Raw genomic sequence first — 16,779 nt, 5'->3', positions numbered from 1 at the left:
CAATTAACTGGCTGGCTCCGGTCTTGATACTTGATACTAACTACTTGATACTTCTTAAAATCAATCCCCCGCTAATGCATCGTATAAAAGCAGGCCGTTTTTGGAGATCACTTTGTCGCCGGCGTTTAGGCCTGATGCGATGTAAGTGACATCATCAACTGTTTTGATAACGCTTACCTCGCGTACTTTTAAATCGCATTTGCTGTTGTAAACCACCACAAAGTTTTTGCTGCTATCGAAAATCACTGCTTTGGCAGGGATTGATACGGATGTTGCAGCATCATTATTGGTAATTACTACATTGGTAAACATTTCGGGTTTCAGCAGCATATCGGTGTTGGGTAATACCACCTTAATTTTCAACACTTTATTATCGGGGTCAAGTACCGAACTAATAGCATCAATTTTGCCTTCGAAAACTTTACCCGGGTAAGCCAGCGTAGTTACTTTGGCGCTGTACCCGGTTTTAACCTTACTGATGTCGGATTCAAATACGTTGGCCCAAATCCATACATCTTTCATGTTTGATATCGTGAACATGCTGCCATTGTTATCCTGGCGGATAAAGCTGCCGGTAGTAACATTTTTTTCGACGATATAGCCGCTTTCCGGCGCCTTGATAACCAACGTGCCACCTGGGTTGGTATTACCCCCTCCGTTAATAGCAATCTGTTGCTGAATTTTACGGTTAGCTGCTTCTGCTTTGTTATAGTTTTCTTTGGCTTCGGTGTAATCACGCTCGCTCGAAATGCCATTTTTGTAAAGGTACTCGGCTTGCTCCAACTGGCGTTTTGATATGGCCAGGTCTGATTTTGTGGCTGTTAAGTCGGTATAGTTACCAGCAACATCTGCGCTGCGCATAATAGCCAGGGTTTGACCTTTGGTTACTTTATCGCCAAGGGAAACTTTAACATCCAGTATTTGCCCGCTTGAAAAAGGAAAAACTTTTACCACGTTATTTTCATCATTTGAAACCTCGCCCGACAGGGTAAGTTCATTTTTTATTGCAGTAGTTTTAGCAGTATCAATGGTTATAATTTTTGCCATCGAATCGCTTACGCAAACCTGCTTATTTTCGGCTACGGGTTGCGGCTTGCCCTTGCAGGCGGCAAGCAATAGTAAAGCGGAGATGCCGGATAACAGCGTTTCTCTTTTCATCATTATATATGTTTTATAAGGTGTTTTACGATTTAATTATAGTAGTGCCGGTAGCAAAGTTCAGGTCGGCAATGGCTTTTTGCAGGTTGTATTGCTGTTGTAGTATTTTAAGCTTGGTATCTTTATAGGTATCAAAAAAATCGACAAATTCAATCAGGCTGATTTGCCGTTGCTGGAAGCTTTTGAGCATGCTGTTAAACAGTTTATCGTATTGCTCATTAAACTCCAGTTGTTGGGTCGAGAATAATTGCTGGTTTAATTTGTACTGATTTACAGCCGCTACCACATCGTTTTTAAGCTGAAGCTCATTTTGTTTTACAGTTGCTTCCTGGCTTTGAATATTGTATTTGGCCGATTTAATATTGCCCTGGTTGCGGTTAAAAAAGGGCAGGGGCAAACCAATTTGCAGACCATAGTAATTGCGGGCATAACTGCTGTTTTGGTCATAAGCAGCGCCGATGGTAACATCGGGCACAGCCAAAGCCCTTTGATACGCCAGGTTATGTGTGGCCGAGCTTAGCTGGTATTGATTTGATAGGTAATCGGGCCTGTTTGTTTTGGCCTGCTCAATCAAACCTGGGATATCGAGGGTTACCGTCTCAATAGGTTTGTCGCTTATTACCGGGTATACAAAGGCTGTTTCCTTGGTTTGTAGCAGGGTTTTTAATTCAGTTTGCAGGTCATTTACCTGGCGGTGATTTTCTACCATATCATTCTGCAGGCCAAAAAGCAATGCTTTCAGGCGGATCAGATCTTTCATGGAAGTATTACCCGCATCAAATGATTTTTGGATAGCCGCTACCAGGTTCTGGGCCGAACTGATCTCATTTTGATAAACTTTTTCCTGGGCATTCAATGTAGCCAGCTGACTAAAATCCAATTGAAGGTTATAGCGCAGGTTGCGCATCAGGTCGGCAAAGGCTGCTTCCTGAACTTTGGCATCATCTTCGGCCACTTTTACCTGTTTGCCGCGTTTGCCGGCGGTAGCAAATACCTGGCTTAGCTGCACAAATACCTGGCCGCTGTTATTGCCGTGGTAAAAGAATTTTTTGCTGCCGCCATCCCAAATGTTTTGGTCGGTGCTTAGCACGGGGTTATCCCAGAGTTTGGCTTGCTGTATCAGCGCTTTTGAAGCCTCAATATTATACTTCTGTGCCAGTAAGGCCAGGTTGTTTTCCAAAAACTGTTTTTCGGCATCCTGGAAGTTAATTTTGAGTGTGTCAGTTTGGGCGGTGGCCCGGTTTGTATTACAGCAAAAAAATACAATTAATAAAAATAGCAGGGTTTTTATCTTACACATAGTCCTCTTTCAATTCAACGGGACAAAAATTCATAACGGTTATGAATTTTCTATGAAGAGGGTGGTCGGGTGAAAATTATATATGCGAACATCACCATAAGGTGTTCGCTTTTGCAAGGTTATCCGTTCTGATTGGAAAACGCTAACACTTAAGTTGTTATAAATCAGGTTTTTAAGTGTTCTGGTGTTTGGGAGATAGCCTTGGGATTGTTTTTATATGTGCTGATTATCAGTTAGTTGTTATTTTGAGGGTGTTCGGGTCCGGGTGAGAGCGAACATCCCATTTTTAAAAATCAGGGCACGGAGCCCTAATTCGCCAAAAAGGTGTTAAAAAAAAGGAGATTTTACACAAAAAAGCTATACTAATTATTAATTAATACACCGAAAGTTTAAAAGAAAATGCAAATTTTTAAAGCAAAATTCATTTGCCAAAAAATACACTACAATATGGAAAGATGCCGCGTAAAAACACACCCAGTTTATAATACTTTAGAAACCGATGCGCCTTTGCCGAAACGAAAACTCAAAGAAACTTCATGGGTTGCATTGTTGAAACCACCCAGGTTTGCCGAAGATGTTCCGAATTGATAACTGTACCCTAAACGGACAGATTCTATGTTTATCAATATGATACCTGCAGCCTGATTATGGGTACGATAATTTACACCAATACCAAGCTGGTTTTTGATATAAAACGTCCCCGATATATCGCCTACCATCGGAACTCCTTTTGCATATGATACCAAAGCAGCCGGCTTAAAGCTAAATTCATCAGACAGGTTGGTTATACACCCTGCCGAAAAATAGTAATGATTCCTGAAGTTATTGATGTTTTGTACGGAAGCGGTACCAAGGCTGGTTAACGTAAGTTCCGGCAGCGAAAATCCAACATAATACCAGTCTGTATAATAAATAATCCCGAAACCCAAATTAGGCTTAGTTTCGCGCACGTCGTCCTTGAAAGACGGATCGCCTGAGTCGAGTTCAGAATAATTAGCCCTGTAATTCCGCAGGCCGGCATTTAACGATACCCCCAAATAGCTGTTTGTTTCCAGTTGAATAGCTTTGGCAAAATAGGCATTAATTTCAAACTGATGCTCTACAGCAAAATTATCGTTCATTACATTAAGGCCAGCTGCTCCGTTTATGCTTTCGATGGGCAAATTACCGTTAAAAATTAAGGTTGATGGTGCCCCGCTTATGCCTACCCATTGCTTGCGCGCAAGCAACGTTACCGAGCCCGCTTTATCAAGCAACGAATAGGCCGGATTAAGCGGTGTCAGGTTTTCGGCATATTGAGTATAACTAAACTGGCCGTTTTGGGCTTTGAGCTGTAAACTAAATCCTGTCAAAAAAAATACAATGCTTAAAAAGCCCGTTATCCTCATATTAATATTTGATGATTAAATAGCCGGTTTTACGTTTCAACTGGCCTTTATTGCGGTATTCCAGCAAGTAATAATAAGTACCCGCATGCTGCATTGCGCCCGTTTTATTGGATCGCCCGTTAAATACCTTATTCGTATTATCATATCCCGCGGCTTCAAATACAGGTGCGCCGCTCCGGTCAACAATGGTTAATTTATTATCAGGATAAGCTGTAATGCCATCAATGGTAAACACATCGGCAATGCCGTCGCCATTCGGTGAAACACCCTGGTGAACCGTTATGCCGTCATTTTGCATATTGTCTGCAAGGCTCAGGGCAGCAGGCAGGCTAAGGCTATGGTTATTTACAAATCCAACCAGCCCCGCCAGCCTGGTTATGGTTATGTTATAGGTTTTAGTGGTTACGCCATCATGGGCAGTAACCAGGGTTGTTACCAGGTTATCGCCCACGTTCAGCGTTATGGTAGCCGGCGAAGCGTTAGTGCCATTTATGGTGAAAGTGGCATTGGGGTCGGTTGTTATCGCGGTTAGGGTAACTGTGCCAACCGTATCAGGTACTACTGTTGTATACTCCACATTAGTTGGTGTTGAGCTTACCAAAGCCAGTGCTGAATGCGGATTTAGGACCAATGAGCTTAACCTGGCATTATTTGACCCCACTTTGTTTACTGTAACAAAATAGGTTTTGGTAGTCACGCCATCCGGTGCTGTTACTACGGTAGGTATTATTGTGGGGCCGCTGTTAAGCGCTATCGGACCAGAAGTGGTACCGCTCCTTACCGCAACGCCATTTACCGTTATAGTTGCACCCGGTTGCTGCACCGAGGGGGTAAACGTTACACTGGTCACAGTTGGCTCAACAGAGGTAGTGTAATCTACGGCAGTGGTATTTGCATTAGTAAGAAACAGCGTCGACCCGGGGTTCATGACCAATGAGCTTAATGTGCCATTGTTTGATCCTGTCCTGTTTACCGTTACATTATAGGTTTTGGTTGTGATACCATCCGGCGCGGTTACCACAGTGGTTATCAAAGTAGGGCCGCTGTTAAGCGTTATTACTCCCGATGCGGAGCCGCTGCTAACCGGTACGCCATTTACGGTTACCGTAGCATTTGTATCCTGTGTGGTAGGTGTAATTCTTATGCTGCTGACGGCAGGATCTACAGCGGTTGTGTAATTCACACTGGTGGGGCCAAATGCCGGAAACATTGCGCCGGGCGGGTTCATGATCAAGGTGCTTAAGGTGGCATTATTTGATGCCCTGATTACCGTTACAGCATAAGTTTTGATAGTAGTTCCATCGGGGGCAGTTACCAGGACAGTTATTGTGGTAGGGCCGGTGTTCAGCGTTATCGGACCCGAGGCGGAGCCGCTGCTTACGGCAACCCCGTTTACGGTTATTGTTGCACCAGCTTCAACTACTGTTGGTGTAAAGGTAACGGTGTTTATGGAGGGATCTACAGACGTTTTATAATTCACATTGCTTACAGTGGCGCTTGTCAGCACCAGCGGAGAAGCCGGGCTCAGGATCAACGTGCTTAACGCGCCGCTGTTTGACCCTGTTCTGTTTACCGTTACGGTATAGGTTTTTGTAGCAATGCCGTCCGGCGCAGTTACCACGGTAGTTATTAAAGTGGGGCCGCTATTAAGCGGTATGGGGGCCGACGGTGTACCGCTGGTTACCGGTACGCCGTTTACCGTAATAGTGCCACTTGGATAAGTTGCTGTTGGGGTAAGCGTTACGCTACTGGTTGTTGCGTCGACCCCCGTTGTATAATTTACTGTACCAACTGCTGAACTTGCCAGGATCAGCGGAGAACCCGGGTTCATGGTTAATGAACTTAGCGAAGGATTATTGGATGGGTTTACGGTGATGGTGAAGGTGATAGGTGCGCCTGCACAGCCTGTTCCATAGGTAATAAAATTTCCTGATGATGCTGGTCCCTGACCTACAGGTATGGCGGTTATTACGGCATTTGTTATAGTATTAATAACCGAGACAGTGTTTGAATAATAATTTGCTACATAAACCTTGCTGCCATCTGAATTCACCGATAAACTACCGACACCGGAACCAACAGTAATTGTCGCGATAACGGTATTAGTCTTAGTATTTATAACCGAGACGGTTTTTGAAACAAAATTTGACACATATACCTTGCTGCCATCGGGGCTTACAGAAACGCCGACAGGAGATAAACCAACCGTTATTGTAGCTTCAACAGTATCAGCTGCGGTATTGATCACCGAGACACTGTTTGAATCATAATTTGCTACATAAACCTTGCTGCCAACTGTACTCATTGAAATACTATTAGGATTACGGCCCACCGGAATAGTAGAAACTGTTGTATTGTATGGGGTGTAAATGACCGATACGCTAGCCCCCAGTGAATTCGATACGTATACCGTGCTGCCATCGGGGCTTACAGAAATGCCCTGGGGAAATGAACCTACCTCAATAGTAGCTGTTACCGTATTTGTTACGGTATTGATCACCGAGACTGAATTTGAATTAGCATTTGCTACATATACTTTACTGCCGTCCGGACTTACCGTTACACCTTGCGGGAATAGGCCTACTGGAATGGTTGTTATCACAGTATTAGTTATAGTATTGATAACCGACACGGTATTGTCCGTTTGATTTGCCACATACACGCGGCTGCCGTCGGCCGATGTGCCTACGGCTAGCGGCCCCTGTCCAACAGTTATTTTGTCAATCACCATATCTGTAGCTGTGTTGATCACCGAGACATAATTAGAATTACTACTTGGCATATATGCAAAGCCTGCCGAAACCGGTGTAACGGTAATGGTAGCTGTAACGGGGCTGCTGCCTGTATTTACGCCCGTAAAAGATGCTATATTCCCAATACCGCTTGCTGCAAGGCCTGCGCCGGGCGTATCATTAACCCAGGTAAAAGTATTGCCTGTGCCTGTAAAGTTAATAGCTGCGGTACTACCGCCGTTTGTAATTGTTTGGTTGGGTATGGTGTTTACTGTTGGCAATGTATTTATTGTTCCGGTTACCGCTACATTTTGGCTGGTTATGCCTGGTGAAGTTAGCGTTACGCTACCTGATATGCTGCCAACCGGCGCTGTTGCCGCCGACCGTACATAAATTAGGGTGCTGTCTACCTTGCCCGCTACTTGTGTAATGGTTACAGCGCTGGCAAATCCGCCGCTGTAGGCAAGTGATACCTCAAAGGCTGTTGGGGCTGTAGCGGTAATATTGCCTGTTAAACCATTGCCGGTAACCATAAACCGTTGCGTGTTTAATGAAGCACTGCCTAAACAAGCAGAAATAGTGCCTGCTGCTGTACCGCCATGAATGGCAGGAGGTGATGGGTTTACGGTAATAGTAAAGGTAGCTGCTGCGCCACTACAGCCGGTTCCGCCTGTGGTAAAGAATGCGGGGAATTTGCCTACAGAGAGATTGGATACTACGGTATTTGATAAGACATTGATCACAGAGACAACATTACTATTGTTTAGTACAAACACCTGGTTGCCATCGGCGCTTGGCGATATATCGGTAGGTGATTTGCCTGTCGGGATAGTGGATACCACCGTATTTGACGTAGCATCGATCACCGAAACATTATTAGAATACGTATTAGCAACATAAACCTTACTGCCATCAGGCGATATACACAGACCTTGGGGCTGCGATCCCACTGTAATAGTAGCTATTACTGTATTAGTTGTTGTATTGACGACAGTTACACTACTTGAGCCGTTCAGTATGTAGCAACGACTCCCATCAGGACTTATTGCAAAATAGTCGGGATCTGATACAGGTATAGTTGCCACAACCGTGTTGGTTGAGGTATTGACAACCAAAACACTATTACCACTGGTTCCCAGGTACAAACGACTGCCATCAGGGCTTAATGACATACACCTACCGGAAGCACCCAGATCAATTGTAGCTATTACCGTATTTGTGGCCGTATTGATCACTGAGACGTTTTTTTGGGCATTCTCTACATAAATCCTGCTGCCATCTGGACTTATCGCTAAAAAAGAAGGAGCTTCACCAACGGTTATAGTAGATGTTATCGTATTGGTTGCGGTATTGATCACGGATACAGCGCCCGACTGTTCCTTTACTACATATAGCCGGCTGTCGTCCGGGCTTAATACCATGACTCTCGAATTATCGCCGAGCCAGATCGTAGCCATTACGGTGTTAGTTGCGGTATTAATAACCGAGATGTTATATGAAAAATAATTGGCCGTGTACGCCCTGGTACCGTCATGGCTTAACGTAACACCCTGGGGGGATGTACCTACCGGTATCGTAGCTACAGTTTTATTAGTTGCAATATTGACCACCGAAACATTATCGTAATCTTGATTTGCAGCATACACCATTCCCGTAGATGCCGGACTTACAGTAATTGTTGCAGTTACCGGGCTGGCTGTTTTGTTAACAGCAGTAAATGAAGCGATTTTGCCGGTACCGCTTGCTGCCAAACCAATGCCCGGAGTATCATTTACCCAGGTAAAGGTATTGCCGGTACCTGTAAAGTTAATGGTTGTGGTAGTATCGCCATTTACGACGGTTTGATTGGTGATTGGGTCGGCCACCGGCAATGCATTTATTCTGCCTGTTACCGCCACATTCTGGCTTGTGGCTCCTGTTGAACTCAGCACGAGGTTGCCTGATACGGTACCGGCAGGTGCAGTAGCCGCCGACCGCACATATATCACGGTATTATTTACTGCGCCGCCTGACTGTGTAAGCGTTACATTGCCGCCATAACCGCTGCCCGAGGCAAGTGATAACTCGAAGCCTGTTGGGGCAGTTGCTATTATATTACCTGTTAAACCGGTGCCGGCAACTGTAAACTGTTGCAGGTTCGGGCTTGCCGAAGCGGTACCCTGGCATGCAGAAATATTGCCGGTAACAGTGCTGGCCACAATGGGCAGCGCCGCACTTACTGTACCTGTTACCGCCACATTCTGGGTAAACCCGGTTGAAGTAAGTGTTATATTTCCTGATATCGAACCAACGGGCGCAGATGCGGCAGATCGAACATATACTGTGGTGTTTCCTGTTACACCCCCTGATTGGGTTATAGTTATGCTGCTGCTGTAACCACTGCCAGAAGCAAGGGACACTTCGACATTTGCCGGCGCCGTAGCAATAATGTCTCCGGTTAAATTAACCCCCGAAACTGTAAACTGTTTAATTTGTGGACTGACAGACGCCGTGCCGGCAAATGCAAAAATATTCCCGGTTACTGCGCTTAATGTTACTATTGGTGTTGAACTAATTGTTAAATTCAACGTTGCCGAACCGCTGCCGGAGCTATTGTAGGCCGTGGCAATATAGTTTGTTGCAGGCGATGTAGAAACGGGCGTACCGCTGATAATGCCTGTAGAGGCATTAAAGTTTAAACCGGCTGGCAAAAAAGGGGCTATATAGTATCCCCCCACAGGCTTTATTTTTTCAACTATACGCGTAAAACCGCTTGATCCGGTTACATATAGATTTCCTGAGGCGTCTGATGCTATTGCGGTGGGGCTTGACATAGTTCGAATAGTTGTTACAACGCGAGTACCTGCGGATATCTCTTTTATCCTTTGGGTGCCGGAATCAACAAAATACAAATTGCCTGAAGCATCCACTACCAGTCCGGTTGGACGATTACCGCTTCCAATAAAAACCGGACTACCGCCTCCGGCTGGTATTTCCCGTATTACATTTCCTGTGTCTTCTGCAACAAATACATTGCCATTATTGTCAACAGCTATACCGGTTGGCGAACTAAACCCCATTCCCAAAACTATAATACTTCCCCCACCGGAAGGTATTTTCTTTATATAACCAGTCCAGGTATCGGCCACATATACATTACCCGCTGCGTCTACCGCTATACCCTGCGGCTGACTAAAACTACCTAAATTAACAGGGGTGCCGCTGCCCCCGGGTATTTTCCACAAATTGCTTGACGACACGTAAAAATTATTTGCACGGTCTATTGCTATGGCGAATAGCTGATTAAAACTGGAGGAAAACACAACCTGTGGGCCGCCGTCGGCCGGTATTTTATATATAGTGGGTTTAACAGTATTGTTGCCGGCATCGGCCACATACACATTGCCCGCATTATCTACGGCTACACCTACCGGGTTAGCATACCCTGATCCAACGGTAGTTGCGCTGCTGCTATAAGCCGGGGCGGCAACCTGGCTGCTTGTAGGACTCAGCGGGGTAATTGCCACACCTGGCCGGTAAACCTGGGGCCCGCTGTAACTGATCACAGGCACCTGCGCAAATAATTTAACCGACAGGAGAGTTATAAAAAAAGCTATATATAATTCCCTGTAATTCAATAATCTATAAAGGGATGGTGAAATTGAGAGGTGTAGGTTTTTTTTCATAACGTTGGTTTAAAAACGAGAACTTTAATGGTAATTATACCTCTGGCACCTTATATAAACCGGGAGTCAGGTATAAAAAATAAATCCATGCCCATTACACCGTTAAGCGCAGCCTGCGGCCTGGATTGAATAAACTTTTACCTGTGCTTTTTTTGACTTTTGGTTCCTGGTGCTTGATTCAATTTTTTTTATAAGGTGAAGGTCAGATATGCCCTGTTCCTAAAAAAGATATAACCACAAAAACAGCCGTAAATAACATCGTATTTTAACTGTTTGATATGCCTTATTTAGGAATAGTTAATATTTAGTCGAAAATACTTAAAATGTTTTGAATCAGGCAGTAATTAGAAAAAAAAGCGCTGTAAAATAACGGTGAAGAAAAATCGTTATCGGGCCAATTGATAGCATGATCATTACTGTGTTGAAAGCTTGTAGGAGAGGCCCTGCTCCTTAATATCCAGGGCTTAACAATAACCCAAAAGTGGGTGGCCATTTATAAAAATAAATTAAGTGGCAAAGGCTAACTTAACCAAATGCTCAAAACCATCCCAAAAAGCCCTTTTTGATCCTTCCATTTTGCCGGGCGCGAAAAATGTTGCGTTTGTTATATTGAAATACGCTGCAAATTTTTAAAACCAAATAACCCAACCCCAATTCTCACCAATGACCAATGACCAATGACCTAAAGGTTTATTTCAAATTCATCCGCGTCTTTCAAAAACGGTAAGGCACGGCGGGCTTTCTTTACCTCATCTGCAATGATGGAGAAGGTGTACACATCGTCCTCATCGCGTTTGTAATAAACCACGTTTCCATTGGGATCGATACAGGTTGAATCGCCCGAGTGGTAAACCTCGTTGCCATCGTGGCCTACCCGGTTTACGCCAATTACATAAGCCTGGTTTTCAACAGCGCGGGCGGGTAATAAAGTGCGCCAGTGCAGGGCACGGCGTTCGGGCCAGTTGGCTACAACTATCAATAAATCGTAAGGGTTATCGGCAAGGTTGCGCAGCCATACCGGGAAACGCAGATCGTAGCAAATCATGGGGCATATTTTCCAGCCGTTCAGCTCCACCATAATTTTTTTGGTGCCGGCGGTGTAGGTGTTATGTTCTTTGCCCAAAGCAAACAGGTGGCGTTTATCATAATACTCATAAGTGCCATCGGTGCGCATCCAAATGAGGCGGTTGTAGTAATGGTCGTTTTCTTTGATAATAATACTGCCTGTAACCACGCAATCGTGTTGTTTGGCGGTTTGGTGCATCCATTGCATGGTTTTGCCTTCCATTGGTTCGGCAAGTGCGGCGGCATTCATGGTAAAGCCGGTGCTAAACATTTCGGGCAGGATAATAAGGTCTGTTTTTTCCCTTATTCCGCCAGATAAGCGTAAAGTAATATTTTGTAAATTTTTATCAGTATTTTCCCAAAAAAGGTAGCCTTGAAAAACGGTAATTTTAAGATTATCCATAAGCGGTGTTTAGTCGATAGACCATAGTCGATGGCCTATAGTTTTTAAAGTTAATGGATGATAGCTAATTATTTTAACCAGATTGTTCAATTCTGTGCTTCAACCATGGACTATCGACCATGGTCTATTAACTCAAAATTAAACTTTCAATAACCTATCAACGGCTTTATCCAAAGTTTCTTGCCTTTTGGCGAAACAAAACCTTAACACATGGTGGTCAATACCCTTGCTGTAAAAGGCCGAAACCGGTATCGCCGCCACGCCAAATTCCTTAGTTAAACGCAGTACAAAATCGGCATCTTTTTCGTCGGTTATATTGCTGTAACGTACTGATTGAAAGTATGATCCATGGCAGGGCAGCAATTCAAACCGGGTTTGTTCCAGCCCCTGGCGAAAGTAGTCACGTTTCTGCTGAAAAAACTCTGGCAAACCCGTATAAGTTTCTTCATTTTTTAGATGCTCGGCAATAGCATATTGTATGGGGGTATTAACCGCGAAAACCAAAAACTGGTGAATTTTCCTGAATTCATGCATCAGGTAGGCCGGCGCCATACAGTAACCCACCTTCCAGCCGGTAGCGTGAAAAGGCTTGCCAAATGATGCCACTATAAAGCTTCGCTGTTGTAAATCCGGGTAGCGCGCCATACTGTGGTGCGTTTGGCCATCATATATCAGGTGCTCGTAAACCTCATCGCTTAGTATTAAAATATCCTGGTTTTTAACCAATGCGCTTAACTCGTCAATATCCTCCTTGTGCAAAATAGTAGCAGTAGGGTTATGCGGCGAATTAAGGATAATCATTTTGGTTTTGTGGTTGATAAGCCTTTTTACCATATCCCAGGCAATGCGGTAGTTTGGCGGCTCAAGCGGTAATGATTTTACAACGCCGCCCATCAGCTTTATGGCAGGGGCATAGCAATCAAATGCGGGCTCAAAAATAATAACCTCGTCATTGGGGTGTATAACAGCGCTAATGGCAGTAAATATAGCCTGCGTGCCGCCCGCAGTAATGGTTATTTCGGTTTCGGGATTATAAACGGCACCGTAAAGCCTCTCGGTTTTTTCGGCAATACGCTCCCTTAAACTCATTACGCCGGCCATAGGGGCATATTGGTTATGGCCATCAGTCATCGCCTTGTTAACCAGTTCGATCAGGTCGGCCGAGCAGTTATAATCCGGAAATCCCTGCGACAAGTTTATAGCACCAACCTCATTGGCCAGGGCCGACATCACCGTAAATATGGTAGTACCCGTTTGGGGTAATTTTGAAACTACAGAAATCATCTAAGGGCTAAAGTAAGTAAAAAAGCACGAACCGGTAAACGTATTAATACGTATTTTTAGTTTTTTGAAAGTATTTACCGTTGTAAGAAAAATAATAGCGCTGCTGTAAAACAGTAAGTATGCGGTATCTTAAGCTATAATAATTCAGGTCCTTTGAAGCTGATTTGCTTCGGTTTGGCAATAATTGGGGATGCTTCTTTTGCGTAAATCGGAGGCGCCGCACCTACAAACATTAACGCAACCCTTATCTCCCAATATCACGATCAAAATTTTCCGGTGAGCGCGGCTGTCAACCCTTTTACCTATAACTGCAAATAAATTGCGTTTAGCGAAGGGGTGCCACATCGATAATGACGGCTCATCTTCCAGTTTGGTTTCATTACGCAACAAAATCAAATGGATTTGCAACAAACGCGAAAGAATTTTTCAGCCCGTTTCTGTTTCTTTGATTCCTTATAAGGCTTTGTTATTAAACAACTACCTATTACCTATGAAAAAAAATTATAAGTCCGCGACTTACCGCTTTGCTATTTACGCTTTAAAATTTACCAAATTAGTTGCAGTTGCCGGCATGCTGCTTTTTACCGGTTGTAGCAAAGATTCGCCCCCGGCTACTAAGATAGATACGGGAACGGGAACAGGCACAGGTACAGGTACCGGTACTGGTTCAGGAACGACGGTTGACACCCTTACTGCCAGCAAAATTGCGGTATCTGCTTTAGATGATGAAGTAAATGCTTTTATGACCACTTATAACGTGCCGGCAGTATCTGTAGCCATCACCAAAGGAGAAAAATTGGTTTACCTGAAAGCGTATGGCATAACCGATAAATCTAAGGGTACCAAAGCGGCAATAACCGATCGTTACCGGTTAGCCAGCCTTTCAAAGCAGTTTACCTCCGTTACTATAATGAAATTGCTTGATCAGGGTAAAATAAAGCTGAACGACAAAGTATTTGGCGATGGCGCGCTTTTAGGTAAAACCTATGGCACTAAGGCCTACGGCGCACATATTACCGATATTACTGTTGATGAACTGCTGCACCATACATCCGGAGGCTGGGGTAACGAAGTGAACGACCCGATGTTCAGTAATCAGGCAATGACAGCGGCACAACTCATCACCTGGACTTTAGATAACCGCCCGCTTGACCATGTACCAGGCACAAACTACGATTACTCGAATTTTGGTTATTGCATATTAGGCCGCGTGATAGAAAAAATTACAGGCCAAACCTATGAAGAAGCGGTGAAAACATTGGTATTAACACCTATCGGAATTACCGATATGACTATTGGCGGTAACACATTTGCCCAAAAACTTCCAAAAGAAGTTACTTACTATGGCCAGTATGGCGAAGATCCTTATGCAATGAATGTGAGCCGGATGGACTCGCACGGAGGGTGGATTGCTACAGCTGCCGACCTGGCCAGGTTCCTGGTTTATATCGATAAATTTCCGGTACGTCCGGATATCCTTACACCATCAACCTTAAATATTATGTATACCGGCTCAACTGCCAACGCAGCTTACGGATGCGGCTGGGGTATTTCAGGTAACAACTATTTTCATACAGGGAGCCTGCCCGGTACCGCCACAGAACAGGGTCGTTTGGATAATGGATTTAACTTTGTGATTTTAACCAACACCCGTAGTTGGAAAACTAATTTCGACTATGACTTAGACCAGATATTCTGGAAGGCTTACGCCAAAAATCCAACCTGGGCTACTGACGACTTGTTCATTAAATAAACCAAACTTCCACCATCATGAAACGTAACACCTTTCTCCAAATGATATCCGTAACGGGCGCCATTTTAGCCAGCCCCATAGCCACCATCGCCAAAAGCTTTACCATGCTTAGAGAAAAAAACGGCTATAAAACAGATGCCGGGACCGACCGCTTCCAAAAGCCCATCAGCCTGTTTGATGGTGATACATTTTACTCCAAAGTATCTACCAAAGATACCGATGGCGATTTTTATGTATATGAATCATCGCGAGTTAAAAAAGGAGGTCCCAACCTGCATCTCCATTATAACCAGGACGAGTGGTGGTATATTTTGGAAGGTGAGTTTGTAATAACAGTGGGCGATAAAATGCACCATGTTAAGCCCGGTGATAGTGTGTTTGGCCCGCGTGGTGTACCGCACGCATTTTCAAAGGTAGGTGAAGGGGTTGGCCGAATGCTCACTACTTTTCAGCCGGCAGGTAAAATGGAAGAGTGTTTTATAGCGATAAGCGAAGGGCAAATGAAAGGCAAACCCGAAGCCGAGCAGGACGAGTTCAGGAAACAACACGGCTTTGAACGCGTTGGGCCGCCAATTGATATACTAAAAGCGTTTTAAATTCCAGTCACCAGGTTATGAAAGTTAGTAGTTTTAAGTTCATAGTAGTTTGTTTGTGCTGGTTGTATGGTTTTAAAGCCTACAGCCAGCAAACAGATACCACTAAGGAAAATCCGCAGATTAGGCAGCTCATAAAAAATTACGAAGACGCCTGGAACCGACACGATCCTAAAGGCCTTGCTGATAATTATACCGTTGATGCCACCTGGGTTAACTGGTTTGGGGCCTATTATAAAGGACGGGACGATATTCAGTTTCATTATCAGCAGGTGCATACCACCTATTTTAAAGGAACGCATTACTATACCCGTGCCGTCGAGGATATTATCTACCCATATCCAAACTTTGCCATATCGCATGTGCGCACAGCATTAGATGGCGACGAACGGTTTCCCGGCCAAACGTTTGAGTTTCGGAGGATGATTGTTATGATAAAACGCGATGGCTCCTGGAAGATTCTCGCCGGGCAAAATGCCAAACTGGAAAAAGGAATAAAATAATTGAGATGCATAACGATTCTACCTCATTTAAACAAAAACTGAGCCTGGCATACCTATGGCTTGTTCCACCTGTAACCATGGCTATTGGTTTTGGCATAGGTTCGGTAAGTTATAAATTTTACTTACCCATTTGGGGTTTAAATGCCTGTTTGATGACCTTCTCCGCATATCATCTTGGTGTACACCGCCTTTGGAAACAAGATCGATCTGGTAAACAACAAGCTGTTACCGCGCTGTTACTATTTATACCATGGCTGTTATTTTCCATCTTTGCAGGCATGGGGCCGCCACCCTCAACACTGCAGGGCTGGGTTAACACCGCTGCTGAACAGCAAACCCGCTACACCATCCTTATAGCAGGCGGAATTTTACTTTTGTTGGGTGCCGCCCTGCTGAAAACCCGTTTACAGGAAGCGGGCGAAAATCTGTATTCGGTATTAGCATTTGCAGCGCTAAGCATAGCAGTGCCCCTGTTTATCATCAATATGGCATTCTGGGGTTATTACCTTACCGATGCTTTCCGGCTGTTTGCTGCAAACCCGGCCGCGAAACGGCCGGATTTATACGTCGCGGTAAAAAGTCTATTTTATGTAATCAGCGTGGCCGAAGTTGTATTGATATACCTGGGCACCCTCCTTTTTGCCGTGGCGCTCAAAATAACGGGCTCACTCAGTAAACATGCATCCCGTTGGTATATTGGCTGCAGTTTAATTGCCATTTTGCTGGAACTAATACCTCCTTCCTGGCCAGAACCTTTTGGCACAGCAGGCTACCTGGTGGCTATTCCCGCCATTACTTTTGTGATGTATTATCTTATTGGGGTGCGTTTACTTCTTCGACGGTAAAATGGCACACTTTTGTATCCGCAGTTCGCGTTAATAGCATTAAATTTGTAAAGAACGCGGGACTTAAATGGTGAATCATCACTGACGATA

The 16,779-nt window shown here is 44.5% G+C and carries 10 protein-coding genes; 4 read left to right on the top strand and 6 right to left on the bottom strand.

Annotation, left to right across the window (positions count from 1 at the left end):
* Nucleotides 1–60: 60 nt before the first annotated feature.
* From ACFGVS_RS04975 to ACFGVS_RS04950, 6 genes are all read right to left on the bottom strand, one after another.
* Nucleotides 61–1,161, bottom strand: coding sequence for an efflux RND transporter periplasmic adaptor subunit (locus ACFGVS_RS04975; RefSeq protein ID WP_439697719.1), 1,101 nt, complete (start codon nucleotides 1,159–1,161; stop codon nucleotides 61–63).
* A 22-nt stretch (nucleotides 1,162–1,183) separates the two neighbouring features.
* Entirely contained in the window at nucleotides 1,184–2,458 is a 1,275-nt protein-coding gene (locus tag ACFGVS_RS04970; protein WP_439697718.1) for a TolC family protein, read from the bottom strand.
* A 479-nt stretch (nucleotides 2,459–2,937) separates the two neighbouring features.
* The gene (locus ACFGVS_RS04965; protein ID WP_439697717.1) at nucleotides 2,938–3,846 is read right to left on the bottom strand and encodes a PorP/SprF family type IX secretion system membrane protein; all 909 of its coding nucleotides are present in this window, start codon (nucleotides 3,844–3,846) and stop codon (nucleotides 2,938–2,940) included.
* Nucleotide 3,847: 1 nt separating this feature from the next.
* Nucleotides 3,848–10,243, bottom strand: coding sequence for a cadherin-like beta sandwich domain-containing protein (locus ACFGVS_RS04960; RefSeq protein WP_439697716.1), 6,396 nt, complete (start codon nucleotides 10,241–10,243; stop codon nucleotides 3,848–3,850).
* Between the two features lie 682 nt (nucleotides 10,244–10,925).
* Nucleotides 10,926–11,711 carry an amidohydrolase gene (locus tag ACFGVS_RS04955; protein ID WP_439697715.1) on the bottom strand — a complete coding sequence of 262 codons (786 nt, stop codon included), beginning with the start codon at nucleotides 11,709–11,711 and terminating at the stop codon, nucleotides 10,926–10,928.
* Nucleotides 11,712–11,849: 138 nt separating this feature from the next.
* Entirely contained in the window at nucleotides 11,850–12,995 is a 1,146-nt protein-coding gene (locus ACFGVS_RS04950; protein ID WP_090650626.1) for a methionine aminotransferase, read from the bottom strand.
* Between the two features lie 490 nt (nucleotides 12,996–13,485).
* Between ACFGVS_RS04950 and ACFGVS_RS04945 the strand changes: the two genes are divergently transcribed.
* The 4 genes from ACFGVS_RS04945 to ACFGVS_RS04930 are packed head-to-tail and all read left to right on the top strand — an operon-like array spanning nucleotide 13,486 to nucleotide 16,689.
* Nucleotides 13,486–14,748, top strand: a complete 1,263-nt coding sequence (locus tag ACFGVS_RS04945; RefSeq protein ID WP_439697714.1) for a serine hydrolase domain-containing protein — start codon at nucleotides 13,486–13,488, stop codon at nucleotides 14,746–14,748.
* Nucleotides 14,749–14,765: 17 nt separating this feature from the next.
* Entirely contained in the window at nucleotides 14,766–15,344 is a 579-nt protein-coding gene (locus tag ACFGVS_RS04940; protein ID WP_439697713.1) for a cupin domain-containing protein, read from the top strand.
* Nucleotides 15,345–15,361: 17 nt separating this feature from the next.
* A complete protein-coding gene (locus ACFGVS_RS04935; protein ID WP_439697712.1) occupies nucleotides 15,362–15,844 on the top strand; it encodes a YybH family protein in 483 nt (160 codons plus the stop codon).
* 5 nt (nucleotides 15,845–15,849) lie between these two features.
* On the top strand, nucleotides 15,850–16,689 hold the full coding sequence (locus ACFGVS_RS04930; protein WP_439697711.1) for a hypothetical protein: 840 nt from the start codon (nucleotides 15,850–15,852) through the stop codon (nucleotides 16,687–16,689).
* Nucleotides 16,690–16,779: the final 90 nt, after the last annotated feature.

The organism is Mucilaginibacter sediminis (assembly GCF_051903035.1).
In the GTDB taxonomy this organism is placed as follows: Bacteria; Bacteroidota; Bacteroidia; order Sphingobacteriales; family Sphingobacteriaceae; genus Mucilaginibacter.
Note: the sequence above shows the minus strand (reverse complement) of the source record. Positions and strands in the feature narration are given on the sequence as shown.